This window comes from Thermococcus sp. CX2 (assembly GCF_012027555.1).
Classification (GTDB): domain Archaea; phylum Methanobacteriota_B; class Thermococci; order Thermococcales; family Thermococcaceae; genus Thermococcus.
Map to the genome: position 1 here is coordinate 104,554 of NZ_SNUQ01000003.1, position 23,832 is coordinate 128,385.

Annotated in this window: 28 protein-coding genes; 17 read left to right on the forward strand and 11 right to left on the reverse strand. The window is 54.4% G+C overall.

Features of this window, described 5'->3' with window-relative positions:
- The first annotated feature begins 2 nt into the window (after positions 1–2).
- On the forward strand, positions 3–740 hold the full coding sequence (gene mobB / locus E3E23_RS07600; protein WP_167907692.1) for a molybdopterin-guanine dinucleotide biosynthesis protein B: 738 nt from the start codon (positions 3–5) through the stop codon (positions 738–740).
- 416 nt (positions 741–1,156) lie between these two features.
- On the opposite strand, the gene E3E23_RS07605 is transcribed toward mobB, so the two are convergent.
- The 3 genes from E3E23_RS07605 to E3E23_RS07615 all read right to left on the reverse strand — a co-directional run bounded on the left by E3E23_RS07605 (position 1,157) and on the right by E3E23_RS07615 (position 2,624).
- Entirely contained in the window at positions 1,157–1,312 is a 156-nt protein-coding gene (locus E3E23_RS07605) for a hypothetical protein (RefSeq protein ID WP_167907694.1), read from the reverse strand.
- Positions 1,313–1,445: 133 nt separating this feature from the next.
- Positions 1,446–2,213, reverse strand: coding sequence for a hypothetical protein (locus tag E3E23_RS07610; RefSeq protein WP_167907696.1), 768 nt, complete (start codon positions 2,211–2,213; stop codon positions 1,446–1,448).
- A gap of 12 nt (positions 2,214–2,225) precedes the next feature.
- Positions 2,226–2,624, reverse strand: coding sequence for a M67 family metallopeptidase (locus E3E23_RS07615; protein WP_167907698.1), 399 nt, complete (start codon positions 2,622–2,624; stop codon positions 2,226–2,228).
- 64 nt (positions 2,625–2,688) lie between these two features.
- Between E3E23_RS07615 and E3E23_RS07620 the strand changes: the two genes are divergently transcribed.
- A complete protein-coding gene (locus E3E23_RS07620) occupies positions 2,689–2,838 on the forward strand; it encodes a hypothetical protein (RefSeq protein WP_167907700.1) in 150 nt (49 codons plus the stop codon).
- A 206-nt stretch (positions 2,839–3,044) separates the two neighbouring features.
- Here E3E23_RS07620 and E3E23_RS07625 read toward each other — a convergent pair whose 3' ends face one another.
- The 5 genes from E3E23_RS07625 to E3E23_RS07645 all read right to left on the reverse strand — a co-directional run bounded on the left by E3E23_RS07625 (position 3,045) and on the right by E3E23_RS07645 (position 8,165).
- On the reverse strand, positions 3,045–3,551 hold the full coding sequence (locus E3E23_RS07625) for a transposase (RefSeq protein ID WP_167907702.1): 507 nt from the start codon (positions 3,549–3,551) through the stop codon (positions 3,045–3,047).
- A gap of 53 nt (positions 3,552–3,604) precedes the next feature.
- Positions 3,605–5,995 carry a CDC48 family AAA ATPase gene (locus E3E23_RS07630; RefSeq protein ID WP_167907704.1) on the reverse strand — a complete coding sequence of 797 codons (2,391 nt, stop codon included), beginning with the start codon at positions 5,993–5,995 and terminating at the stop codon, positions 3,605–3,607.
- 195 nt (positions 5,996–6,190) lie between these two features.
- Entirely contained in the window at positions 6,191–6,682 is a 492-nt protein-coding gene (locus E3E23_RS07635) for an Hsp20/alpha crystallin family protein (RefSeq protein WP_167907706.1), read from the reverse strand.
- A 101-nt stretch (positions 6,683–6,783) separates the two neighbouring features.
- The gene (locus E3E23_RS07640) at positions 6,784–7,266 is read right to left on the reverse strand and encodes a mechanosensitive ion channel family protein (RefSeq protein WP_167907708.1); all 483 of its coding nucleotides are present in this window, start codon (positions 7,264–7,266) and stop codon (positions 6,784–6,786) included.
- A 41-nt stretch (positions 7,267–7,307) separates the two neighbouring features.
- Positions 7,308–8,165: an MBL fold metallo-hydrolase gene (locus tag E3E23_RS07645; protein ID WP_167907710.1), complete on the reverse strand. Its 858-nt coding sequence runs from the start codon at positions 8,163–8,165 to the stop codon at positions 7,308–7,310.
- 62 nt (positions 8,166–8,227) lie between these two features.
- Between E3E23_RS07645 and E3E23_RS07650 the strand changes: the two genes are divergently transcribed.
- From E3E23_RS07650 to rpl18a, 9 genes are all read left to right on the forward strand, one after another.
- Entirely contained in the window at positions 8,228–9,169 is a 942-nt protein-coding gene (locus E3E23_RS07650; RefSeq protein ID WP_167907712.1) for an ABC transporter ATP-binding protein, read from the forward strand.
- On the forward strand, positions 9,166–9,966 hold the full coding sequence (locus E3E23_RS07655; RefSeq protein WP_240920772.1) for an ABC transporter permease: 801 nt from the start codon (positions 9,166–9,168) through the stop codon (positions 9,964–9,966). The genes E3E23_RS07650 and E3E23_RS07655 overlap by 4 nt, the downstream gene beginning before the upstream one ends.
- 2 nt (positions 9,967–9,968) lie before the next feature.
- Positions 9,969–12,140, forward strand: coding sequence for a hypothetical protein (locus E3E23_RS07660; RefSeq protein ID WP_240920773.1), 2,172 nt, complete (start codon positions 9,969–9,971; stop codon positions 12,138–12,140).
- A gap of 87 nt (positions 12,141–12,227) precedes the next feature.
- Positions 12,228–13,916, forward strand: coding sequence for a methylmalonyl-CoA mutase (locus tag E3E23_RS07665; protein ID WP_167907893.1), 1,689 nt, complete (start codon positions 12,228–12,230; stop codon positions 13,914–13,916).
- Positions 13,917–13,975: 59 nt separating this feature from the next.
- A complete protein-coding gene (locus E3E23_RS07670) occupies positions 13,976–15,898 on the forward strand; it encodes a CGP-CTERM sorting domain-containing protein (RefSeq protein ID WP_240920775.1) in 1,923 nt (640 codons plus the stop codon).
- A 102-nt stretch (positions 15,899–16,000) separates the two neighbouring features.
- Positions 16,001–16,156 carry a 50S ribosomal protein L39e gene (locus E3E23_RS07675; RefSeq protein WP_012572069.1) on the forward strand — a complete coding sequence of 52 codons (156 nt, stop codon included), beginning with the start codon at positions 16,001–16,003 and terminating at the stop codon, positions 16,154–16,156.
- 10 nt (positions 16,157–16,166) lie between these two features.
- The gene (locus E3E23_RS07680) at positions 16,167–16,442 is read left to right on the forward strand and encodes a 50S ribosomal protein L31e (protein ID WP_167907716.1); all 276 of its coding nucleotides are present in this window, start codon (positions 16,167–16,169) and stop codon (positions 16,440–16,442) included.
- Positions 16,443–16,479: 37 nt separating this feature from the next.
- Entirely contained in the window at positions 16,480–17,166 is a 687-nt protein-coding gene (locus tag E3E23_RS07685; RefSeq protein ID WP_167907718.1) for a translation initiation factor IF-6, read from the forward strand.
- A gap of 14 nt (positions 17,167–17,180) precedes the next feature.
- The gene (gene rpl18a / locus E3E23_RS07690) at positions 17,181–17,414 is read left to right on the forward strand and encodes a 50S ribosomal protein L18Ae (protein ID WP_167907720.1); all 234 of its coding nucleotides are present in this window, start codon (positions 17,181–17,183) and stop codon (positions 17,412–17,414) included.
- A 7-nt stretch (positions 17,415–17,421) separates the two neighbouring features.
- Here rpl18a and E3E23_RS07695 read toward each other — a convergent pair whose 3' ends face one another.
- Entirely contained in the window at positions 17,422–18,024 is a 603-nt protein-coding gene (locus E3E23_RS07695) for an asparagine synthase-related protein (RefSeq protein ID WP_167907722.1), read from the reverse strand.
- Positions 18,025–18,109: 85 nt separating this feature from the next.
- Between E3E23_RS07695 and E3E23_RS07700 the strand changes: the two genes are divergently transcribed.
- The 5 genes from E3E23_RS07700 to E3E23_RS07720 all read left to right on the forward strand — a co-directional run bounded on the left by E3E23_RS07700 (position 18,110) and on the right by E3E23_RS07720 (position 20,633).
- Complete coding sequence (locus tag E3E23_RS07700; RefSeq protein WP_167907724.1) at positions 18,110–18,526, forward strand: YhbY family RNA-binding protein; 417 nt, start codon at positions 18,110–18,112, stop codon at positions 18,524–18,526.
- A gap of 3 nt (positions 18,527–18,529) precedes the next feature.
- Complete coding sequence (locus E3E23_RS07705; RefSeq protein WP_167907726.1) at positions 18,530–18,982, forward strand: 30S ribosomal protein S19e; 453 nt, start codon at positions 18,530–18,532, stop codon at positions 18,980–18,982.
- A gap of 75 nt (positions 18,983–19,057) precedes the next feature.
- Positions 19,058–19,396, forward strand: coding sequence for a DNA-binding protein (locus E3E23_RS07710; protein ID WP_167907728.1), 339 nt, complete (start codon positions 19,058–19,060; stop codon positions 19,394–19,396).
- 17 nt (positions 19,397–19,413) lie between these two features.
- A complete protein-coding gene (locus E3E23_RS07715) occupies positions 19,414–19,695 on the forward strand; it encodes a hypothetical protein (RefSeq protein WP_167907730.1) in 282 nt (93 codons plus the stop codon).
- Between the two features lie 38 nt (positions 19,696–19,733).
- Entirely contained in the window at positions 19,734–20,633 is a 900-nt protein-coding gene (locus tag E3E23_RS07720) for a transcription initiation factor IIB (RefSeq protein ID WP_167907732.1), read from the forward strand.
- A gap of 25 nt (positions 20,634–20,658) precedes the next feature.
- Here the strand turns inward: E3E23_RS07720 and fen are convergent, their stop codons facing one another.
- Positions 20,659–21,684: a flap endonuclease-1 gene (gene fen / locus E3E23_RS07725; protein ID WP_167907733.1), complete on the reverse strand. Its 1,026-nt coding sequence runs from the start codon at positions 21,682–21,684 to the stop codon at positions 20,659–20,661.
- Entirely contained in the window at positions 21,684–22,109 is a 426-nt protein-coding gene (locus E3E23_RS07730; RefSeq protein ID WP_240920774.1) for a phosphate-starvation-inducible PsiE family protein, read from the reverse strand. Before E3E23_RS07730 ends, fen begins: the two co-directional genes overlap by 1 nt.
- A 214-nt stretch (positions 22,110–22,323) precedes the next feature.
- Here E3E23_RS07730 and acs point away from each other — a divergent pair, with 214 nt between their 5' ends.
- Positions 22,324–23,712, forward strand: coding sequence for an acetate--CoA ligase alpha subunit (gene acs, locus E3E23_RS07735; protein ID WP_167907734.1), 1,389 nt, complete (start codon positions 22,324–22,326; stop codon positions 23,710–23,712).
- Positions 23,713–23,832 lie beyond the last annotated feature (120 nt).

Consider the following 23,832-nt stretch of genomic DNA (forward strand, 5'->3'; position numbering starts at 1 on the left):
ATATGAAGGCCATAGCCTTTGTTGGTTATAAAAAGAGCGGGAAAACGGCAGCGGTTGAAGCCGTCGCAAGGATTCTCAAAGAGCGGGGCTACAAAGTGGGCATAGCCAAGAGCATGCACGCTGACTTTGACAGGCCAGAGAGCGACACGGGGCGCTTCTCGAGGGTGGCTGACTACGTTCTCGTTAAGGCCAGCGATACTGAGGCGCTTCTCTTCAAGTCCAAGGACATCAATGCCTTCTTCTCCACGATGCCGAGCGTTGATTTTCTCCTGCTCGAGGGCTTCAAGAGCGTAAAGCACGTGCCAAAGGTAATATGCGCGAAGAGCGAGGAAGAGGTCAAAGAGTTAAACGACGGCTTAGCTATAGCGGTCAGCGGGGTTATAGCTTCCACAGGAGTTGAGGAGATAGACGGCCTGCCCGTGATAAACGCTCTCACCGAGCCCGAGAGGCTCGCAGACCTTATAGAGAAGCGCGCCTTCATGCTGCCCAACATAGACTGCAGAATGTGTGGGTACAAGTGCGCCGAAATGGCGAGGATGATTGTCAAAGGCGAGAAAACGCTCAACGACTGTGTGGTTCTCAGCTCAAAGCCGAAGGTCACCGTCAAGATAGACGGCCAGGTTCTTCCGATGAAGGACTGGGTACAGGAGCTCGTCGAGAAGACGATTAAGGGCATGCTCTCGGCCATGAAGGGCTACAGAGGTGGGAAGAAGATAGAGATAATCATAAGGGAGGAATGAATCAATCACAAAGCTCTCTTTTTATCCACTCACCTCTGCACAGAGCTTTCTGAACTCCTCCTCGGTCCCGCCCTCTCCGAACATTCCCTTTTTTACTGTCTTTGAGAGGCGCTTTATCTTCTGCCTCAGCTCCTCTTCATTTGAGGACTGCCTGACGGCAAGTTTTATCCTCTCATAAAATGTGATCGAGGTTCATCACGATTACTACCCTTAAACGTTGTGTCTGGAGCTTAAAAGATTTTATCCTTGGGATACTCATGGCTCATTGGTCTTTTTCTCCCTTGGCAGGTACGTCCATTTTCGAGAATAGAGAGGCAGTGATAAGGGGGAGTGATCACTCCCAGAACTCCTTCGGTACCAGCGGTATCGCGTCGATCCTTTCGAAGTCGCGGTCGAGGGTTGCGTATCGACAAAAATCACTCCTCGTTCACCTTCGCCCTAAGGCGAGACAGTTCTTCCGCGGTTCTCCCAGTGCCGAACATTCCTCTCCTGACTTCCTTCGCAAGCCGCTGAATTTCCTGTCTAACCTCCTCGATTTCAAGGAGTTCCTTTATGAGCTTGGAGGTCCACATTCAGAAGGCCATTTTGGTTTTGAGTTCTTCCATACCCTCTCCCATTTCAGTATGTGGTTGTTGGATTTAAGGTTTGATACGGGGTTGTGCAGGGGAGATATTGCCAAAACCAAATATCGTATATCGTAAAAGGCTAAGTTTCCTCCCCAATCCTCTTCAGCCAGTGCTCCTCGACGCTGATCCTTGACTTCTCCATGACCTTCTGCCTGTATTCTTCCTCCGCCCTGATGAGGGGCAATAACTTCTTCGTGCTGAGGTAGAAGATGGACAGGAGAGCCAACTCTGAGACGAAAGGCAACAGTGCTATTACGTTTTCGTAGTTCACGACGCCGAAATCCCAGAGGCCGTGGAGTACCGGGGATGCGAGGAACATCGAGCCCCCGAGGAACTTGTTTCCATTCTTCATCAAGAGGTAGCCCTCGAACATCACTATCGCCCTGATCGCGTGGCTCATCTTGGCCAGGATTACAATGATGGCGTGGGTATCGAAATTCAGGGCGTACACCCACGCCTCCATGAGGCCAAACACTATTCCCACGAAGAACGCCATTCCCAGCTTTTCCCTGAGCCACTGGGCTTCACTCTGGAATATTTTCAGCCCCAGGATTATCGTGATGAACTTGGTCCCCTCTTCTATGAAGCCAACGGCCATGAGGTTTTTAAAGGACTCAAAATCGGTCAGGAACATCTCAAAAACGATGGGGAAGGTCCCTATCACGAGGAATGAGATGAGTCCCATGATGAACATGGAAAGCCACGAAATCCTCGGCCTTATCCTCACGAAGAACCAGACCATGAGCGCGGGCTCGGCGATGAGTGCTATGAATAACGTTGGGTCAAGTCCTACTTCCTCGATTGAGACCATCTGGAGATCACCGCTGATGAGTTTCCGCAGATCCATTAAAAAAGTTACTCACCTAAGTATGACGCTGACCTCCTCGACGTTGCCTTCCCTCAGCACCCACGCTCCGTATCTTCCCCTCTCATCAACTATCAGCCACACAACCTGCCAGAGCCTCATCCCCGCCAAATCCCTCCCGCTCGGCCTTGGCGGACAATCAACGTGAGAGTGGAATATCCCAACGACCTCAAGGCCCCTCTCTTCGGCCTCGTCGATGGCTCTCACCATCTCCAAGGGCTCCAGCTCGAAGGCTGTCGGGGAGTTCAAGCGGTTGGTGATGAAACGAACCTCCTCTACAAGGATTTTATCCCCAGCCCGTTTTCCAAACAGAAGGCCGCAGACCTCAACTTCCGAACCCTTTGCCGCTTTGATAATTTGCTTTAAGTCTTCTTGTCGTATCGTTAGCATCATGTTCAAAAATAGGCCCGTTAAGCTTATAAAAGTTGAACCAGTGACAGTTCTTTGCGGTGGTAGTATGAAGTGGGCCCTCACCCTTCACGGTGGGAAGAACTCGGGTGAAAGGATCGTTTTCCACGCCGAGACCGCCGACGAGGCCAGAATGGTGGCCGTCAGGGAAATGAAAAAGAAGGACGCAAGGGTTTTTGAGCTTGAGAAACTTGAGTGATTTCTCTGGGTCTCTTTCTTCTCCATTACACCATAACTTGGCGATGACAATCGTGTTAGCCACCTCCTGGCCACCCCTTCGGGCAGGCGCGCTATAAGGGCGACGTCGTCTTCGTAATGCTCGCCCCTCGCTATGCCATAGCCTATGGCCTTCCTCGCCTCATCCTCATATTTGGAGACCGGCTTTTGGGCATGCTCAACAGCACGCTACCATGCAACTACTTCCTTGGCATTTTCTAAACCGAACAGGATGAGCACCAGTCCAGTTAGCGTCGCGGCAAAGTAGACGTTGGTGCTGACGAAGTGCATCGGGATTGCGAGTATCAAAATCAGTCCGGCGGTTCTCAGTATCGTCTGTTCAGTCATCTCGGCAAGCACATCGAGGGTCTTGTAGAGGTAGTAGAGCGAGAGCGCCTGCAGGAACAGGAAGACCACGTGAACGCCGTTGTAAACGAGCGGGCTCGTTTCAATCGGAGTTATTCCAAGCACTTTCGCCCAGCCAGATATGCCGAGGAATATCTTTGCCACGTAGAGCGGCACCGAGAGGAGGAAGGCAGCTATCGAAAGCCTAACCGCGCGGCCGAGCTCTTCCCTGCCGAGCTTTTCGAGCGCTCCCCTAAGAAGGAGCAGGCCCACTATAGTGAGGGGGTAGAGGTACATCATGAGAACCAGCGTTAGCCCATAGGCTCCCTGGAGCTTTCTTACTACTTCCATAGCATCCCCAGAAAAGATGCGCTCAAAAGGTTAAAAGGTTAGAGGCTGGGGCATCAGCCCCTCGCCTGCTTGAACTGCTCCTGGATTCTCTTGTAGTACTCTATGGTCTCCTTGCTCACGCTCGGGCCTATCTTCTCCAGTGCCTCCTCGAAGTCGGCCATTGTAACCTTGACCTTCTGCCTTATCTCGTCGGCCTTCATTCCAGGCTTGATGATGCCCTCCTGGAGCGCCTTCCTCATGGCGAGCATGGCAGCCTCCCTGACCACGGCCGCGATGTCGGCTCCAGTGTAGCCCTCCGTCCTCTTGGCGAGCTCCTCGAGGCTGACGTCCTCAGCGAGCGGCACGTTCCTGGTGTGCACCTTGAGTATCTCCAGCCTGGCCTTCTCGTCTGGCGCTGGCACGAGTATCAGCCTGTCGAACCTTCCTGGCCTGAGCAGGGCTGGGTCTATGATGTCCGGCCTGTTGGTGGCCGCTATAACCACTACGCCGCTGTTCTCGCCTATGCCGTCCATCTCAGTGAGCAGCTGGTTGATGAGCCTGTCGGTAACCCTGTTCACGTCAGTGCCGCGGCGTGGGGCTATTGCGTCGATCTCATCGATGAATATCACCGTTGGAGCTGCCTGCCTGGCCTTCCTGAATATCTCGCGGATGTTCTTCTCGCTCTCGCCGACCCACTTGCTGAGCACCTCTGGGCCCCTGATGGCGATGAAGTTGGCCTCGCTCTCAGTAGCGACGGCCTTGGCGAGGAGCGTCTTACCGGTTCCCGGCGGACCGTAGAGGAGTATTCCCTTCGGTGGGGTTATGCCCAGTCCGAGGAAGGCCTCCGGGTACTTGAGCGGCCACTCGACGGCCTCTCTGAGCTCCTGCTTGACATCTTCAAGGCCACCGATGTCGTCCCAGCGAACGTTCGGAACCTCGAGGAGCACCTCCCTAAGCGCTGACGGCTCGACCATCTTGAGGGCCTCGTAGAAGTCCCTCTTTGTGACCTTGAGCTCCTCAAGGACCTCCTTGGGTATGTGCTCTGCCTCGAAGTCTATCTTGCCCTCCTTGATGAGCCTCCTCAGCGCTGCCATAGCAGCCTCTCTCGCCAGCGCTGCCAGATCAGCTCCGACGAAGCCGTGGGTCTTCTCGGCCAGCTCCTCCAGCAGGTCGTCGATGAGCTTGACCTTGACCTCATCGTAGAGCCTCTCATCGAGCTCCCTGAGTATCTCCTTGACTTCTTCCTCGGTCTTGGCCTTCTCGACCCTCTCTATGGCCCTGTCAATTACGTCCCTGAAGCGCTCGTCGCCGCGCAGACCCTCCAGTATTTTCTTGACCTTGCTGACCCTGAACTCTGGCTCGATTGGCATTCCCCTGGTGTGTATCTGGAGTATCTCCTTCCTGCCCTGCTTGTCTGGCACACCTACCTCAAGCTCGCGGTCGAACCTTCCCGGCCTCCTCAGGGCTGGGTCAAGGGCGTCTGGCCTGTTGGTTGCACCGATGACTATGACCTTGCCGCGGCTCTTGAGGCCATCCATCAGAGTCAGGAGCTGGCTGACAACTCTCTTCTCGACTTCGCCGTGGGTCTCTTCCCTCTTAGGAGCAATTGCGTCAATCTCGTCTATGAAGATTATCGCTGGAGCGTTCTCCTCTGCCTCCTTGAATACCTCTCTGAGCCTCTCCTCGCTCTCGCCGTAGTACTTGCTCATTATCTCTGGCCCGTTGATGGCTATGAAGTGAGCGTTAGCCTCGTTGGCGACGGCCTTAGCGAGGAGCGTCTTTCCAGTTCCAGGCGGACCGTAGAGGAGCACACCCTTCGGCGGCTCGATGCCGAGCTTCTCGAATATCTCAGGGTGCTTGAGCGGGAGCTCTATCATCTCCCTGACCTTCTGGATGACGTCCTTGAGGCCACCTATGTCCTCGTAGGTGACGCCGAGTGCTGCCGTCTTGCTGACCTCCTTGACGGGCTTCTCGCTGACGGTGAAGTCGGTGAACTCGGTTATCTGGACTATACCAGCTGGAGTGGTCGCGGTGACGACAAAGGTGAGCTCCTGGCCGAGTATGCCTACCTTGATGTAGTCTCCCCTGACGACTGGCCTACCGACGAGCCTGCTGTGGAGCCACTCGACGAAGTCGTGTCCAAAGCGTATCGGCTCGGTCGGGGCAACTATGACCTTCTTGGCTTCCTTGACCTCTGCCTTTCTGACAGTAACCTCGTCGCCAAGTCCAACCCCGGCGTTCTTCCTGATGGTTCCATCCATTCTGATGATGGAAAGTCCTTCGTCCTCTGGGTAAGCTGGCCAAACGACCGCGGCGGTGTTCTTGGTTCCGATGATCTCGATGATATCACCCGGCTGGACGCCAATCTCGCGCATGGCTTTCCTGTCTATCCTAACTATCCCTCTTCCAACGTCACGCTGATATGCAGACGCGACCTTCAGCTTAACTTCTCTCTTTTCGGTCATTTTTCACCACCTCCAAACTTTTCATGACCGATGATCTTGATTTTTGCAGCTTGATTTCATCTGGGGTTGCAGGGGGCGGAGCCCCCTCAGGAGTTTAAGGAAAGGCGGGGTTGTGGGGCGAAGCCCCACTACGGGGGTTTGATGGTAGAGGAAGATAAGGGGGTGTCCCCCTTGTCTTCCCTTAAAACGAAAGCGTCACTCAATCTTAACCTCGAAGCCCTCTCCTTCCTTCTTGGTCGGGTGCTTCTTCGGAATCCTGATTTCAAGGACGCCGTTGTTGTACTTGGCCTTGGTCTTCTCTGGGATGACCTCCTCTGGGAGCCTGATGACCCTCCTGTAGCCGCTGTAGTAGCGCTCGATCTTTATGGCTCCCTCGCGCTCAAGCTCCTTCTCGCGCCTGACCTGGGCCTCGATGTAAACCGTGTCGTCAGTAACCCTGACCTTGATGTCCTCCTTTCTGACTCCTGGAAGCTCAGCGGTGATGACGAACTCGTCGCCCCTGTCGAAGATGTCAACGAAGGGCTCTCTCCAGACCTCGCTGGTAAGCTCTTCGTACGCTGGCCCCTCGCGGTGGCTCCAGAGCCTCGGCCCGCGCATGAAGTCCCTGAATATTGCGTCAATCTCCTCCTGGATTTCTCTCATTATGTCGAACGGGTCCCAGTAGGGGCGGTCCCTCCTCCAGACCACCGGCACCACCCCCTTCACCTTTTGGTTACCAGTAGTAACTAAAAAAGAGGAGTTTATAAAGTTTTGTGTCTTTTAGTGTGCATTGGTGATTAAAACTTGGCTCACCCATCTCCCTTTTCCTTGAACCTCACAATAGGCGCGTTCCAGACGAGCTTGGTTGGGATGGTGACGGTCTCTCCGTCGTCCCCGATTAGAACAATGTTCGTGGCGTTTATCTCCTTAACGACGCCCTTGTAGCCCTTCAGGTTCACATAGTCACCTATCTCGAAAGGTCTGACCGCCGAGATCCACGCCCCAGCTGCTATGTTGTTCAGCATGTCGTGCAGCCCGAAGCCCATAAGGATGCCGATGAAGGCGGTCACGCTTATCGTCAGCCCTTCGATCCGATAGCCGAGGTAGCTTAGGGCGGAGAAGATTGAGAACATGACTCCCACAACGACGACAAAGTCCTCGAGAAAGTCGAGGATGATGTCGTGCAGGTTAAACTTGGTCATCGATTTTCTTATGCCGAGCCCTACAAGCTTTGAGATCAACGATCCGGCCGCGATTATGAGGAGTGCATAAATTAGCCTCCCAAGATCCATACGACGTCCCTCTCCTTTTATTCGTCGCATACCTTTTAAGGTTAAAGTTCTAGGACGGCGTTTGGCTCAACAGCCTTCGCTGGGTAACCCAGTCCCCGCAGAATCCTCGAGAACTCCTCCGCAAATCCATAAACCGTGAAGACCTTCTCGGGCTTTACCCTCTCCACTATCCGAATCAGCTCCCAGAAATCCGCGTGGTTGCTAAGCTTTAGCCTTCCGAAGCCAGAAACCGTCAGCTCCCAGGGCGAGAGGGAGTTCTCCACTTTGGGAGAGCGGTAGGAGCGCAGAACTACATCGCCGTTGGCGTCAACGTTTCCAAACTCCACTCCAAACTTCTTGTAGACCCTCGCCACCTTTAACATCTCCCGCGACGGCCTGACCGTGTAGCCGTGGACGTCGAGTATCTTCATGACCTCTTGGGCCTTTCCCATCTGATTGACGTAGAGCGTTGGCCTTTTTCCCCTGTCCAAGGCCTCCTCCACGAAGGCGATCAGCTTTTTCTCGGCCTCCCTCGGCGAGGGAAAAGTGAACGCTGGAACGCCAAAAGTTGCCTCGATTATCAAAAAGTCAGCCCTTGGGAAGCGGCTCTTCTCAGCGGTTCTCAGCTTGAACCACTTGGTGTCGCCGGTGTAGAAAACCGTCCCCGTGTCCAGCCACAGCTTTATCCCGGCGGAGCCGAGCATGTGACCGGCTGGATAGAGCTTGGCTCTGTACTCGCCGAGGTAGAAGGTCTCTCCAAACCCTATCTCGCGGTAGAAGCCGCCCTTACGGAGGTGGCTGAGGAACTTCGTGGCTCTGGTCGCGTAAATAACCTCACCGCTAACGAAGTGGTCGGTGTGGGCGTGGCTCTGAAAGGCTATCTTGGCGGAACTGTCGAGGCCAAGGTTTCGGAGTATCATCAATTAGTTCTTCACCAAAACTCTTTTAGGAACTTCGTTTCGATGTATCTCTTGGTGTTGAGATGAGCGACGAATATGTCATTGTAACCGACAAACTCACCAAGTTCTTCGGCAAGCAGAACGTAGTCTACCATCTCGACCTGAGAGTTCCTAGGGGAGTGGTGTACGGCTTCCTCGGACCTAACGGTGCTGGAAAGACCACCACCATAAAGATGCTGACCGGTGCGCTCAAGCCGACCTACGGCGAGATAAGGATTTTCGGCCTTGAGATGCCGCGCGAGAGAGTCGAGATAATGAAGCGGGTCGGCTACATGCCCGAGGTGCCGATAGCCTACGAGGACATGACGATCTTTGAGTTCCTCATCTACATGGGGCGCCTCTCGGGGATGAAAAAAGAGGACGCCAGGGAGCAGGCAAGGGAGCTGATGCAGTACACGGGCGTGGGGAAGCTCGCCCTCAACAGAATCAGGGAGCTCTCTTCCGGCCAGAAGCAGAGGGTCAGCTTTGCCGCGGCCCTGATGGGTAGTCCGGAGCTCCTCATACTCGACGAGCCGACTGCTAACCTCGACCCGCTTGGAAGGATAGAGTTCATAGGAAAAATCCTGAATCTTGCCAGGCATGGCAAGACGATTTTCGTAAGCTCCCACATAGTCAGTGAGGTCGAGAAGATGTGCAACTACGTCGGAATCATCAACAGAGGGATGATGATAGCGCAGGGGAGGATAAGCGAGCTCGTCAGCATAGAGGAGGACGACTACGACATCGTGACATCGGACAACGAAAAGGCGATGGCTTTCCTGACCGAGAAGCCCTACATCCGCGAGGTCTGGGAAGAGGAGGGAATGATACGGGTAAAGGTCGGGCCCCGCTTTTTGGAGGAATTCTTCCTGGCCTTCCCGAAGTACCTGGTGGCGAACGGAATAAGACTCAAGCTGTTCAGGCCGCACACCAGCCCGCTTGAGAGGATACTCATGGAGAAGTTCGGCATGGGTGAGGAGGAATGACTAAGGCCATGATAGGCGTCCTGTACTCAAACGAGGTCCTTAGGCTCATCCGCTCAAGGAAGCTGAAGGTCATGCTTGCCCTCATGTTCCTGCCGGTTCTTGTGTACTTCTTCAGCCACGAGTCAATAACGGAGTACAGCACCAAGGCATTCCAGATTTCCCTGCAGGTCACCTTCTCAAACTACATGGTCAGCTTCTGGGCGAGCGTCATCGGGCAGCTCATGGTGATAATCCTGATGAGCGAGCTCCTCGCGAGCGAGATCGACAGGGGCACTATGAGGCTCCTCCTGACGAAGCCGATAAGGAAGAGTGAAATCCTGTTTGGCAAGTTCTTCGCAGGAATGACGGGACTGGCGGTGATATTCGGGGTCCCCTATCTCATCCTGCACGTCTACATGGTGCTCCTGTACAAGAGGGGGTTCGGCGGCTTTACTGCAACAATTGGCGATGTCCTCTTCGCCCTAGGCGTTACGCTGCTCGTCCTCGGCACGCTCGGGGCTTTTTCGATGTTCCTTTCGGTGATGCTCTCGCGTCCGCTGTATGCCTCGCTGGCAAGCTTTGGAGTCATCTTCGTCGCCCAGTTCATACTGCCGCAGCTGCCCTTCTTTGACGACCCGGAGAGGTTCACCCTCAACTACCAGCTCGGCGTCCTGCTGAAGAAGGGCTTCACGCTCCACACGGGCCTCGATGCCTACAAGGGCGACCCCACTACCAGCGCCTTGTTCTTCGGTGCGGTCATGCTCCTGAGCCTGATATTCGCGCTGATAGGCCTTTACAGAAGGGAGTATGGGGGATGAAAATGAGAGCTCTGAAACTGCTTATGCTCACCTTCCTGCTCACGGCGTTTGCTGGGAGTGTCCTTGCCGAGTCCGTGGAGCTGGGTTTGGATGAGGTTCTGCTCGTCGATGGGCAGGTGGTTACCTTTGACACGGTGAATCAGGGGAGTCTGGTTTTCCTCAGAATCGAGGCCGGAAATCGGACCTACTCGCCCGTTCTTAAATTCGGGGAGAACATCACGGTGGACGGGGTAACGTACACCGTCGGCAGCTTTGACAGTTATACCGGGAAGCTCAGGCTCCACATTTCGGGGAACTACTCCCGTGTTAGGGTTCTCAAAAAGCACGACTTCGATGTGGAGCTCGTTGAGGCCTTCAACACCTATGTGAAGCTGAGAATCATAAACACCGGCTTTTATAGGCTCAACGGGACGCTGCAGTTCTATTCCCAGGGAGTCCTCCTGAAGGAAGTCCCGGTTGACCTTGAAAAGGACGGCTCGACGGTTCTGAAGGTCCGCCCCCTCGGCTCCTCTTTGACCCTGAGCGTGAAGGAACTGGGGATCTCAAAGACGCTCTTTCTGGGAGAGCTTAAAGAGCAGGTCTCCATCGAGGGGATATGGAACAACGGCACAATCGTCGTCGGCCTGCTCAACCGAGGAGACCCCGTCAATGCGACGGTAAAGCTCCTCTACAGCGGGCTGACGCTGGAGTCCAAAAAGGTTGAGCTGAAGCACGGTGAGAACGAGGTTTCCTTCTCCTCGGAGGTCAATCAGGGAACCCTCGTCGTCGACTATGGTGCGATTGCACAGGAGAGCTTCTACTTCAGGCCGGCTGAGTTAGTCCTTGAGGACATCGAGAAGAACGGGAGCACGCTGAAGGTAACGCTGAAGAACACGGGTGAGGTGACCTTCAGGGGCCATGTCAGCGTCCTTCAGAACTCCGTCATAGTGGGACGGCCCCTCTCGGTGGAGGTCACGATTGAACCTGGGGAATCCGAAGAGGTGACCTTTGAAGTTCCGGAGGATTCCGCTTATCTGACCATCATGGCCACCTCCGGGGCCGGAACGTTCTCGTTCCCGGTGGAGGTAGAAGAGAAGACCGTCAGGGGGGAAGCCGTTTCGGAAAGCATCAGGGTCCCCCTGGGCGGGCATGGCACCTACATCCTGATCCTGAAGGGCTCCGGCAGGGTGGAGCTGGGCCTTGAAGGACTTCCGGAGGCAATCGGCTACGCCTTCTATAGCGGCGAGAGCGAGGTCAACACCATCAACGTCGATGGAACCTCCCAAGTAACCCTGCTCCTCACGATCCCTTCGATACCAAGGGGTTTCTCCGTAGGGGAGCCGCTCAGGTTCAACGTCACCATCTCAAGGGGTGAGGGGCAGGTTCAGAAGATACCGCTGGAGCTTGAGGTTTACGGACTTGGAGTCCTGCCGGTTTACGGGGACAACTGGCTGGCCAAGATGAACTACACCGCAAAAACCCACTTCGTTGGCATGCCCTACAGCTTCTTCGGCAGGGGGCTGACCCCGCCGATGGCCTTCGAGGAGTGGCCCGGAGAAAAGATAGCGATAGCTTACGGCCGGTACGTCCGCGAGGGGGCCGACCTGACTATCCACGTCCTCTCACCGTCGGGGGAGATCCTCCACTCGTCGGAGCAGCAGAAGGGGCGGCCGGATTACGTGGTGTTCAACGAGTCGAAGTTCATGCTGATGCTCGAGGGGGACCAGTTCAGCGGGGTTCTCCTCGTCGCCGACTACCTGCCCGGGCCCGAGAACCTTACGTTTGAGCTGGGGCAGAAGGACTTTGGAACCGGGATAAGGACGTTCATCATCAACGCAACGGGGATGAGGGGGCAGAAGCTCAGGCTCAACGTGCGCTCTGACAGAGCCGTCGAGGTGAGGGTCTATTACTTCACCCTTAACAAGGAAAAAGAGGACTTCGACCCGCTCTCATCTGACTTCAGGGGTGTCTTCAGGGGCAGGGGAACTTCAGTCGAGGGAAGCGTGAACGTGAGGTCTTACGAGGACTTCATAGCGGTCTCGATAATCGGAACCGGCAACGTCTCCGTTGGCATGGAGACCGAGAAGGTCGCCCTTCAGGTCGGCGGGCTGAGCAAGTACACGGGCTACCTTATCATCGCGGGACTGCTGGCCCTGTTGGGGGCGGTTATCTATCTGGAGGGGCGGCTTGAGTGATGGACATTTTATCCATTATCAAGCCCCACCTTTCACTATGTAAAAGCTTTTTATAGTCGCCTGTCAAAATAAGGGCAGGTGGTACGGATGACGTTCGATAAGGAGAAGCTCAAGGCCATAAAGCAGGCCGAGGGGGAGTGGGAGGAAAACGTTGTTAAGCCCCTCATCGCGAAGAGGCCTGAAAGAAAAGAGAAGTTTATGACGGACGACGGCTTTGAAATAAAGCGCGTTTACACCCCCGCTGACCTCGGCGAGGACTGGGACTACCTCGAGAAGCTCGGTTTCCCTGGTGAATACCCCTTCACGAGGGGCGTTTATGCAACCATGTATCGCGGCCGTTTCTGGACCATGAGACAGTACGCAGGTTTTGGAACGGCTGAGGAGAGCAACAAGCGCTATAAGTATCTCCTCAGCCAGGGACAGACGGGTTTGAGCGTCGCCTTTGACCTGCCGACTCAGATAGGCTACGACTCCGACCACCCGATGAGCGAGGGTGAGGTCGGAAAGGTCGGTGTTGCCATAGACTCCCTCTGGGACATGCGCATACTCTTCGATGGAATCCCTCTCGATAAGGTCTCGACCTCGATGACGATTAACTCAACCGCCGCTAACCTTCTTGCCATGTACATTCTGGTTGCAGAGGAGCAGGGCGTTAAGCCTGAACAGCTCCGCGGAACTGTTCAGAACGATATTCTGAAGGAGTACATCGCTCGCGGTACCTACATCTTCCCGCCGCAGCCGAGCATGAGGCTCACCACCGATATCATCATGTACTGCGCTGAGCACGTGCCGAAGTGGAACCCGATAAGCATAAGCGGCTACCACATAAGGGAAGCCGGAGCGAACGCCGTCCAGGAGGTCGCCTTCACCCTCGCCGACGGTATTGAGTACGTTAAGGCTGTCATCGAGCGTGGAATGGACGTCGATAAGTTCGCTGGAAGGCTGAGCTTCTTCTTCAACGCCCACAACAACTTCCTTGAGGAGATAGCCAAATTCAGAGCGGCCAGAAGGCTCTGGGCCTACATAATGAAGGAGTGGTTCAACGCCAAGAACCCGAAGTCAATGCTCCTGCGCTTCCACACCCAGACGGCCGGTTCAACCCTAACCGCCCAGCAGCCCGAGAACAACATCGTTAGGGTCGCGATTCAGGCCCTGGCAGCGGTTCTCGGAGGAACTCAGTCCCTGCACACCAACTCCTACGATGAGGCTCTGAGCCTTCCGACGGAGAAGAGCGTTAGGATAGCCCTCAGAACCCAGCAGATTATTGCCTACGAGAGCGGCGTCGTTGATACTATAGACCCGCTCGGTGGAGCCTACTACATCGAGTGGCTCACCGACCACATCTACGAGGAGGCCCTCAAGTACATCGAGAAGATTGAGAAGATGGGCGGCATGATGCGCGCCATCGAGCGCGGCTACATCCAGAAGGAGATAGCGGAGAGCGCCTACAAGTTCCAGAAGGAGGTCGAGGAGAAGAAGCGCATCATCGTTGGTGTCAACGAGTTCATCGTGGACGAGCCGCTTGACGTCGAGATACTCAAAGTCGATCCGGGCATCAGGGAGAAGCAGATAGAGCGCCTTAAGAAGCTCAGGAGCGAGCGCGACAACAAGAAGGTCGAGGAGACTCTCGACAAGCTCAGGAAAGCGGCAGAAACCGAGGACGAGAACCTCATGCCGTACATCATCGAGGCCCACAGGCACCTCGCGACCCTTGGAGAGGTTACCGACGTCCTGAGAGAGGTCTGGGGCGAGTACAGGGCCCCGCTGATATTCTGATTTCTCAACTTTTCCAAAACTTTTTTAACTCCTCAACGTTGTTAAAACTGGGGAGTGTGATGAAAAGCTCACGTGCCCTTTTGCTGGTGGTCATCATAGGCGCGCTTCTATTCCCCCCAGCTCATGCGGATCCGGCCTCTTCTGGGTACCCTATTCCTGATTACCCAGTCATGATGAGGATAAGCGTTGCCAGCAACGGAAGTCTCGCCCTGTTGGCAATCACGTTCTCCGTCTACGGCAATCCCCCGGAAGGCATGTGTCCCATAGACTCGCCGGATACGTACCTTGCCTGCCGCGAGCTCTCGTTCAGGGGCTACCTCCTCTTCGAGGTAGATGATGGCGTGAAATACATAAACGTAACCTCCGTTCTGTTGCCTCAAAACTTCACTGCATTCTCACCTGCTCCGATAGGAAGGAAGTGGTTCCTCGCGGGAATTCGGTCGGAGTATTACCCGTGCCACTTCGGGGACTGTTTCAATGCAAGCTACACCGTGATGGAGTACTTTCCTTCTGAGGGAAGGATAGGAGAGCCTGTTGCCGTCCCAAACCTGACAGCCGAGACCCTCTTTAATTTTCCACGCCTCCTTTCTTCACGGGCCACCCTTTCAAACGGCTCCCTGCTCTTCTACTTTCCCTACGCTAACGAAACCTACACCGTACCGCTCGACACCTTTAGTCCATACCTTGAACTCCTGAACTTCAGCGACTCAAAGGGCCTCGATGTGGAGGGCTTTCTGAAACTCCTCAGGGCGGTTCCGCTAAGGGACGGCTTCTTGGTTTACCTTCCAACCTATGGGCTGGTGCCGTACGCAGATGCACCACACATGGAGAGGGAATACCTCCTAATTCGGAATGAGTCCAGCCTTTACATATCCTACCTCTGGGTTGGCCACACTGGTTTTGTGACGTTCCCAAGCAACATGACCAACGTTCCCCTCACGGAAGAACTCTTTCCCCCGGTTTTCTACTACCACGACGGCGAGCTGAAGCCAATTCTGGAATTTTCGCTTGAGCATTACAACTGGTCTCCATATGGGTCAGTGGGAAAGTTCATCCGTACACACATTGCCCTAAAACTGCCCCCAGAAACAAGGGCAAAAGCCGGCGGAAAGTCCTCAATGCCTGGAGTGAATATACCTACGGAAGGAAGGGCCTATCTCTCCGTTCTCCAGTCCATGCCCCATTATTCCCCTGAAAACCTGACGTTCATTGACTTCTGCGTGAACCTCAGGGACTGCCTCCATGCTGAGCTGAGGGGTGATTCTCTCACGTACCTAAAGCTTCCGTTTCCGGGTCTCTTCCAGTATTCGAACGGCTCCTGGTTCTACCGTTCCATGTCCCGAAGAGAGTGCCTGAACCTCTGCGCCCGCTGGTGGTCCCCCCGGTACAACGGCACCTACATCTACAATCCCATCAAGAGGGAGCTGAGCTCAATGATCCCCGTGAACTCCCCAGGCTCATCGAAAGAGCGGGGATGGTACCACATTTATAGTGCAAACAAGGCAGGGGTAAGATTTCTGGATTACAATTTCACCTTCCACGACGTTCCTCTGGAAAAGCTGTCGGAATGTGTTCCAAGTGCCGAAGCGGCGAGGATGTTGAAGGGAATAGAAGTAGGAAACGGAGTTCTCCTTTACTATCCTGTTTACACCACAGGTGTAGCACTTGAGGGAAGCGAAAGCGCCGGGCTGTGGGGTGCGTACGATAGATACGTCAGAGTTTCGCTCAACGAAACCTGCATCCTCTTCTACTACTCAGAAGATACCGTAAAATTCGCCTTAAAACCCAGTACCGCCATAGTCGAAGTTCCCGTTGGGGAGTGGGAGATGAAGCTGAGCCTTCCCTATCTCGACCTGAGTAAGAGCGCCAGCGTCTCCGTAAAATATCCCGGCAACGAAAAGAGGGAAGAGAGCAAGATATGCGGGCCGGGTCTTCTGGTGGGATTGCCGCTCCTTCCACTTCTCACGAGAAAGAGACGTTAGTCAATAAGCCACTTCAGAAAACCTTAAAACCCCACGAAAAAGCTTAAAAAAGGATAGGTTAAGCAACGTTAGACATCACGATAACCTCAGGAGGGATTATGAATGGCGAGAAACAAGCCGCTTGCAAAGAAGCTCCGTCTTGCTAAGGCCGCCAAGCAGAACAGGCGTGTTCCGGTCTGGGTCATCGTTAAGACCAACAGGAAGGTCATGACACACCCGAAGAGAAGGATGTGGAGAAGGACCAAGCTTAAGGAGTGAGGTGGTGTAAATGCCGATTAAGCCGGGAGACGAGGTCATATTCACCGTTCCGATCAGGAAGGTTAAGAAGAGGGTCCCGCGCTGGAAGAGGGCCCCAAGGGCAGCTAAGTTCGTTAGGGAGTGGGTAGCGAGGCACGCCAAGGCCGAGGAGGTCATCATCGCCCCCGAGGTCAACGAGAAGATCTGGGAGCGCGGAGCGGAGAAGCCACCCAACAAGCTCCGCATCAAGGTCAAGGTCGAGGAGAAGGACGGCGTTAGGGTCGCCTTCGTGAACCTCGCCCAGTGAGTCCCTTTCCCTTTTAATTCATAAAAGAGGTGACGAGATGCACATCGAAAAGCTCGATTTTGAGAACTCTCCGTATCTCGGCGTCTACGGTGTTGCGACCGATAGGGTAGTCCTGATTAGGGAGGGCCTCGGAGAGAAGAAGCTCGAAGTGCTTAGAGAGGTCCTCAAGGTTCCGCTCATCGAGACCAGCATAATGAAGTCAAGGATTATCGGAATATTTGCCGTTGGCAACTCCAACGCCATAGTGGTTCCCTACTACGTCTGGGATTCGGAGCTTGAGCACATCCAGAACGAGCTCAAGGAGCACGGCATAGACATGATTATAGAACCCTTCCAGAGCACTCTGACTGCCTTTGGAAACCTCATCCTGGTCAACGACAGGGCCGCGTTGGTCAGTGCGAAGTTTACCAGGGAAGATGCCAAGAAGCTGGAGGACATCCTCGGCGTCGAGGTCGAGAGGGGAATTATAGGTGACTACCACGCGGTTGGCAGTGTTGGTGTCGTCACCAACAGGGGCGGCCTCGTCCATCCAGAGGCAACCGATGAAGAGCTTGAGTGGCTCCGCGACCTGTTCAAGGTTGATATATACGTCGGAACCGCCAACATGGGCGTTCCATTCGTCGGTTCATGCATGCTGGCGAACTCTCACGGTGTCGTGGTTGGACACCTCACCACTGGACCCGAGATAGTTAAGATTGAAGAGGCTTTGGGATTCCTCGACTAAGGGAGGTGTGATGAATGGACGTTAAGGTCTTCCGCGTTAAGGGTGTGTTCGAGAGGCTCGGAAAGAAGCAGCCGTTCACCAAGGAGTACAGGGCTTTAAAGCCGGAGCACGTTGCCGAGCTCGTCTACTCGGAGATAGGCAGCAAGCACAGGGTTCCCAGGTCCAAGATATGGATCGAAAGCATCGAGGAAATAAAGCCAGAAGAGGCCGAGGACCCAGTCGTCAGGAAGCTCAGCCTCGAGCTCTGATTTCCTTTTATCTCGTTTCTTCGGTCTTCCAGCCCAGAACCCTTGACTGATAGTGCCTCTTGGGAAAAATCTCCAGAGGATCTATTCCCTTCTCCCTGAGCAAATACCTGAGCTCGACTTCGTAGTCGGCCTTTTGGAGTTCCTCGCTCTCCCTGATTTCAACGATGAACAGCATCTCGGTGAGCTCTCTTATCGTCTTGTAGCCCAGACCGAGAAGCGGGCGGATGTAGGCGACGTTAAACCGATCCTCCAGCGAGCGGGTCTTGGGCAGGTCGAGGAATGGAACCCTGTCGTCCCTCCTGGTGCCGTCACTAACCCGGTCGGCAATCTCTGCCACAGCCTCCAGGGCCTTCTCATGGATGAACTGGATGGCGTTGTTTGGATGGCCGTCCCTTATACACATCTCCGCGGCCTTTTCCAGCGTATCCCTTGGCAAGTAGAGCACCTGATGCTCAAAGCCAAGCCTTTCGGCGGTTTCCTTGGCATGGCGCCAGTTGTCGAGCAGACCGAAGCTAATCGTTACAAGCTTTACGTCGTAACCCATTCTCTCCAAAATCCACGCGGCCAAGCTTGAGTCTTTTCCGCCGGAGTAGAGGTGGTAGACTTCCATGCCATCACCCCTTAGGCAACCTTTAAAAGCCAAACTTTTATAAAGCCTTCAGCCGGAGGGCGAGAGGTTGCGAGAGGTGGGAGAGATGGAGAAACGCTTACCCGGAAAAGTGAGGCGAGCCATTCGCGCTAAATATTACGATATCGAGCCCAAAGCTTGGATAGGCAAGAGAGGGTTGGATGAAGGTGTCATCAGCGAGATAAACACCCAGCTCGAGAAGGACGGTATACTCAAGGTCGAGATCCGGAAGGGCGCACTTATCAGTACCGGTATGGAGAGGAGAGAGCTTGCAGAGAAGGTGGCCGAACTCACCGACAGCGAGCTCATCGAAGTCAGGGGCAAAAGGTTTATATTGTTCAAGCCGAGAGAGGGGTGGGAAAAGTATTTAAGGAAGCTCCAGAGAAAGGAGCTTTCGAAGGAAAAGCGGGAAGAGAAGCCCGTTAAGAAAGTCAAGCTCGACATCGCTCAATTCAGGAGGAAATTCAAGAAGGGGAGGGATTGAAGGATGGCTACGGTTTATGACGTTCCCGGTGATTTGCTCGTTGAGAGGGTTGCCCAGAAGCTCAAGGAGATAGAGGCCATAAAGCCGCCCGAGTGGGCCCCGTTCGTCAAGACCGGCAGACACAAGGAGCGCCTTCCGGAGCAGGATGACTGGTGGTACTACAGGGTTGCTTCAGTCTTCAGGAAGGTATACATCGACGGGCCGGTCGGAATCGAGAGGCTCAGGACCTGGTACGGCGGCAGGAAGAACCGCGGCCACGCCCCGGAGCACTTCTACAAGGCCAGTGGAAGCATCATCAGGAAGGCCCTCCAGCAGCTCGAGCAGGCTGGCTTCATCCAGAAGGTTCCGGGCGAGGGAAGGGTCGTTACCCCACAGGGACAGAGCTTCCTCGACAAGATCGCTACCGAGCTCAAGAAGGAGCTTGAGGAGCAGATTCCGGAGCTCAAGAAGTACTGAGCTCGCCTCTTCTACTTTCCTTCCAATAGAGAACCTTTTTAACCTTCCCGCGCAGTTTGAACTGGAGGTGAGAGAATGGCCGAGGACATAGAGGAGATTAGAAAGAGGAAGCTCCTCGAACTGCAGAAGAGGTACCTTGAACAGCAGAAGGCCCAGGAGGAGGCTATAAGGCAGGAGATGGAGCTTGAGGCTCAGCTTAATGCCATAATGAGGCACATACTTACCCCCGAGGCGAGGGAGAGGCTTGGAAGGGTCAAGCTGGTAAGGCCCGAGCTGGCCCGCCAAGTGGAGCTCGTTCTCGTCCAGCTGTATCAGGCTGGACAGATACGCGAGCCAATAGACGACGCCAAGCTGAAGAGAATCCTTGCCCAGGTGGATGCAAGAACAAGAAAAGACTACAGGATTAAGTGGTGAGCTTGGAAGGTGCCCCCATGGACGTTAAGGAGATAATCAGGATACTCGACGAAAAGGGAGAGGTCAGTCTGGAAACCTGGAAGGCCGTTTCCGTTAAGAAGAATGGGGATGGGACAGTTGATATTCTTTACAAGAATCTCCATGTGGGCACTGATGACGATCCAGTCTTTCTATGGATTTATGCGAACGTTGTGGAGGATGACTGGGACGTCAGGGTCTTGGAGAGGATTACGTTCAAGCGGGAAGACTTGGCATGGCTTCTCCGCTATGTTGCCAAGAAAAAAGGCGAAGGTTTATAAACACTTTATAAAAAAGCCGCCCCAGTGGGGGTGTTGGAGTGAGCAAGCGTAGGGTCTGCCCGGTCTGCGGTTCGATGGAGTTCATCTACGACCCGGGTAGGGGCGAGGTCATTTGTAAGGTTTGCGGTTACGTTATTGAGGAAAACGTCATCGATATGGGTCCAGAGTGGCGCGCTTTTGATGCATCTCAGAGGGAGAAGAGGGCTCGCGTCGGTGCTCCCGAGAGCATTCTCCTCCACGATAAAGGCCTTTCCACTGACATAGGTGTCGACAGGAACCTCTCGGGTCTTATGCGTGAGAAGATGTACCGCCTGAGGAAGTGGCAGTCCAGGCTGAGGGTTAGCGACGCTGCCGAGCGTAACTTGGCTTTTGCCCTGAGTGAGCTCGACAGGATAGCCTCCCAGCTTAAACTTCCAAGACATGTCGAGGAGGAGGCCGCAAGACTCTACCGTGAGGCAGTGAGAAAGGGTCTCATAAGGGGCCGCTCGATTGAGAGCGTTATAGCAGCGTGTGTTTACGCCGCCTGCAGGTTGCTTAAGGTCCCCAGGACGCTCGACGAGATAGCGGACATCTCCCGCGTCGACAAGAAGGAGATAGGCAGGAGCTTCCGTTTTATAGCGAGGAACCTCAACTTGACACCTAAAAAGCTCTTTGTCAAGCCCACTGACTACGTTAACAAGTTCGCCGATGAACTGGGTCTGAGCGAGAGGGTCAGGAGGAGGGCCATAGCCATACTCGAGGAGGCCTATGATAGGGGCCTCACGAGCGGAAAGAGCCCTGCTGGACTGGTCGCGGCGGCGCTATATATCGCTGGCCTGCTAGAGGATGAGAAGAGAACCCAGAGGGAAGTGGCCGAAGTAGCCCGCGTTACGGAGGTCACCGTTAGGAACCGCTACAAGGAGCTCGTCGAGAAGCTGAACCTGAAGATTCCGGTTTGATTTATGGTAATTAAATTGGGAGGAGTCACCTCCTCCCGAACCAGCTCTCGAGCGTGGACTGCTTCCCCGCTTTTATTGCCTTTTTCAGTCTCTCTAAGCCGTTCTTAACGCGCTCCTCGCTGAAGTCGTGCTCGTCGCAGAGGAACTTTAAGATGCCCTCCTCGTCGGGCATCCTCCACTCTAACTTGAACTCGTCGGTAACAGGCGGATTGAGGAAGAACTCCTTTATTGCGTAGAGGTCAATCTCGCTTTCCTTCTGGTACGTCTTGAGCGGATCTTTGGTGCGTTTGACTATAGTCAGGGCTTTTTTGGGTCCTATGCCCTTGATTCCGCCCGGATTGTAGTCGGTTCCGACTAGGATTGCCATCTCAATCAGCTTTTCCCTGTCGATGCCAAGCTCCTTCAAGACCTCCTCAAGAACGATGAGTTCGGGCGTGACCTCCACGTAAACGTTTTTCCCGGGGAGCTTTCTCCTTCCTGTTATTGTGAGGTTCCTCACGAGCTTGGGCGCACCGAAGAGGAGAGAATCGTAGTCCTGACTAGCGGAGGCGTAGACCTTCTTCTTCGCCGCCATGTAGGCCGCTTGAGCTTCGCCTTCGCTTGGGGCCTGAACTACTGGGATGCCCATCAGTTCGAGAAGCTTCTTGGCGTCGTTTATCAACCCCTCATTGACGCGCGTTGCCCTCTGGGCGTACTTCTTGGCCTCTTCAAGGTCGCCCCTCTCAAGGGCCTCGTGCCACTTCTCCTCTGCCTCTTCTCTCGCTTCCCTTCTCTTCTCGAGCTCCTTCCTTTTGAAGTCCGGTGGCTTTCCGTCGAAGACGTAGGCAGGCTTTATCCCCGCTTCCATGAGGTTTATCGTGCGGTAGAAGAGTCCCGACAGGTGGGAGGTTATTCTGCCCTGGGAATCCATCAGCGGGGTCCCATCCCTCTGGCGAATGGTTGAGAGGAACTGGTAAATCGCGTTGAGGGCATCGATGGCTACCTTTCTCCCGTAGAGGTTCTCCAGCTCGATTTCTTTCCTTGGAAGGAGCTCACCGATCTGTACTCCCATTAGTCCTCACCTACCTTGGTGTAGAGATAGCCCAAAACGAACAGCAGGGCTGCTATGGATAATAGCTTAAACGAATCCATGTGCTCGAAATCTGACGCCACGATGAGCTTCTGAATCAGGGCCACTATACCGACCTCGAGGATGTGGGTTAGACTCACACGGTGCTGTCTGAGGTAGATTATGAGGATGCGGTAGGTCTCTATCAGGATTATGGTGACCAGAACGTTGGCTATCAGAAGCTTCGGTTCGGTCGCCCTATAGGTCAGCTTGAAGTTGAGGTATATGGAGTACACGGTGAGGTACAGTATGAAAAAGAGGAACATCATCACCACGAAGTCGAAGCTAATCTCCAGCACCTTTCTGAAGAGCTTGTGCACCTGTGTGTACTGGGCCGTCTTCTCGTTTTCAATCCTCGTCATCTTCATCAGCCTACCGTAGGTTCATCACCGCTCAGGTGAGGGGAAGGATCATCATCACTCGGAAGTTTGGGTGGCAGATTTTAAATGCTTTTTTTCTAAAGGTTGGAAACCAAGGGTTCCTTTGACGGATGCCGATTCGGTTATCGTCAAAACGTGAAGAGAAAAGTTATAACTTGTTTTACTGACGTGAAAACTGTAAATATCACCAGGGGTGAAGGAGATGAGTTTGGAGGCACTTTTCAGACCAAAAAGCATCGCCGTCATTGGGGCCTCGGAGAAGCCGGGCAAGATAGGATACGCAATTATGAAGAACCTCGTTGAGTACGGCTACGAGGGCAAAATCTACCCGGTTAACGTCAAGGGCGTTGAAATCGAGATAAATGGCAGGAAGTTCAAGTCATACAAGAGCATCCTCGATATTCCTGATGACGTCGATATGGCTGTCGTAGTTGTTCCCGCCAAGTTTGTCCCGCAGGTCGTCGAGGAGTGCGGCAAGAAGGGCGTTAAAGTTCTCCCCATCATAAGCTCTGGCTTCGGCGAGCTCGGCGAGGAGGGCAAGAAGATCGAGAGGCAGCTCGTGGAGATCGCCAACAAGTACGGCATGAGAATCCTTGGCCCGAACATCTTCGGCGTCGTCTACACTCCAGCCAAGATGAACGCCACCTTTGGCCCAACCGACGTCATGCCAGGTAACCTCGCCCTCATCAGCCAGAGCGGTGCCCTTGGAATAGCCCTCATGGGCTGGACCATCCTCGAGAAGGTCGGCCTTTCAGCGGTTGTCAGCGTTGGAAACAAGAGCGACATCGACGACGCCGACCTGCTTGAGTTCTTCAAGACCGACGACAACACCAAGGCTATACTCATCTACATGGAGGGCGTCAAGGACGGAAGGCGCTTCATGGAGGTTGCCAAGGAGGTCAGCATGGAGAAGCCGATTATCATCATCAAGGCCGGAAGGAGCGAGCGCGGTGCTAAAGCTGCAGCTTCCCACACTGGCTCGCTCGCCGGTGCCGACAAGATATACGAGGCCGCCTTCAAGCAGAGCGGTGTTCTGAGGGCCTTAACCATCGGCGAGGCCTTCGACTGGGCGAGAACGCTGAGCAACCTGCCCGAGCCAGAGGGCGAGAACCTCGTCATACTCACCAACGGCGGTGGAATTGGAGTTATGGCCACCGACGCCGCTGAGGAAGAGGGTCTGCACCTCTACGACAACCTGGAAGACCTGAAGGTCTTCGCCAACCACATGCCGCCCTTCGGTTCCTACAAGAACCCGGTTGACCTCACCGGTATGGCCGGCGCGGAGGCCTACGAGGGTGCCATAAGGGACGCCCTGGCGAACCCGAACATGCACAGCATTGCTGTGCTCTACTGCCAGACGGCCGTGCTTGACCCGAGGGATCTCGCCAAGATAGTCATCCGCGAGTACAACGAGAGCGGCAGGAAGAAGCCACTCGTCGTTGCCATCGTCGGCGGCATAGAGGCCAAGGAAGCCATAGACATGCTCAACGAGGAGGGCATTCCAGCCTACCCAGAGCCGGAGAGGGCGATAAAGGCCCTCGCTGCCCTCTACCGCTGGAGCCGCTGGAAGAAGATACAGAAGGAGGAGTGAGCCCCTTCTACCTTATATTTTTGGGTTTTGCCATCATGGCTTTCTCTGGGCCTTTTATGGATTTTAGCTTTGTCATAATGGTTCTTTGACTTAATGTTCTTGGCTTCAGGCGTGTGCCTA